Below are 1,211 nucleotides of genomic sequence, written 5' to 3' on the forward strand. Positions count from 1 at the left end.
GCTCCGCTGCGCGCTGCGCTGCGCGCTGCGCTGCGCTGGCGCTCCGCTCCGCTGGTGCCGTGAAGGGTCCCTTCACAGTCTTATCGACTGTGAAGGGACCCTTCACGGCTCTCCATACGGGACTGTCCACAGGGTGGCGGTTATCCACAGAGGCGGAAAGAAGGGGTCGAGGTTCGGCCATGGATCGCAGACCATGGGCGGCATGAGGGAGAAACGCACGGTCCACCCGCGGCTGCTGGCCGAGAGCAGCAGGCTGGGTGTCATCAAGGCCACCTCACTCGAGTCGCTCGGCATGGACAGCAAGACAATCTGGCGACGTTGCCAGCCGGGCGGCCCGTGGAGACGCTTGTTGCCGGGCATCATCTTGCTGGAGAACGGCACGCCCACCGACGACCAGCGGATCGTGGCTGCACTCGTCTACGCGGGGGCCACTGCCATGATCACTGGTTCCCATGCCTGCCTGCGCCATGGTCTCCGCCGTAGCGAGTTGCCCGGCCTGGAGCGGGTCCACGTGCTGATCTCGCACGAGAAGAGAAGAGTCAGTAGCGAGTTTCTGACGGTCGAACGCACGGCGGTGCTGCCCTGTCCGGTCATTCGGAACGGCGTGCCACTGGCTCCGTTGGTCAGAGCGACCACGGATGCCGCACGACGACTGCGGGAACGCGATTCTGCGAGCAAGCTTTTCATCGAGGCCATCCAGAGGGGACGCTGTGTTCCGGCGGCGCTCCTTGCCGAGTTGAATGCCGGGACGAAGCGCGGCACTGCACTGCCACGGAGGATCCTGTCGGAAGTGCACCGGCTTCGGTCGGTCGCCGAGCTGCACGCAAAGGTGCTGGGGAGTGGACTGGATGTTCCGCCGAGCCACTGGAATGTCGGCATCGTCGACTCGTGCGGAAACTACCTCGGACGCCCCGACGGTTGGTGGGATGACGTCGCCCTTGCCTGGGAAATCGACTCGGTGGAGTTTCATTACTCGCCGCACGACTACGCACGCACGCTGGAGCGGAACTCGAAATATGCGGGTGCGGGGATCATCGTGGTGCAGACGCTGCCCTCACGTCTGCAGAGTGATCCGGGCGGAGCACTCGCCGAGTTGAAGGCCGCCTATGCCGCGGCCAAGGCTCGGCCCCGGCCCGCGGTCAAGATCGCCCGGCCCCTGCCGTGAAGGGTCCCTTCACAGTCAAATCGGCCGTGAAGGGACCCTTCACGGC

At 65.4% G+C, this 1,211-nt stretch carries 1 protein-coding gene; it reads left to right on the forward strand.

Annotation, left to right across the window (positions count from 1 at the left end; genetic code table 11):
- The first annotated feature begins 202 nt into the window (after positions 1–202).
- Complete coding sequence (locus FNH05_RS37505; protein ID WP_222426832.1) at positions 203–1,165, forward strand: hypothetical protein; 963 nt, start codon at positions 203–205, stop codon at positions 1,163–1,165.
- The last annotated feature ends 46 nt before the right edge of the window (positions 1,166–1,211 follow it).

This window comes from Amycolatopsis rhizosphaerae (assembly GCF_007713715.1).
Classification (GTDB): domain Bacteria; phylum Actinomycetota; class Actinomycetes; order Mycobacteriales; family Pseudonocardiaceae; genus Amycolatopsis_E; species Amycolatopsis_E rhizosphaerae.

Bases quoted from the DNA above. Each gene is read 5' to 3' on its own strand.
- FNH05_RS37505 (WP_222426832.1), top strand. From the start codon at position 203: ATGAGGGAGAAACGCACGGTCCACCCGCGGCTGCTGGCCGAGAGCAGC.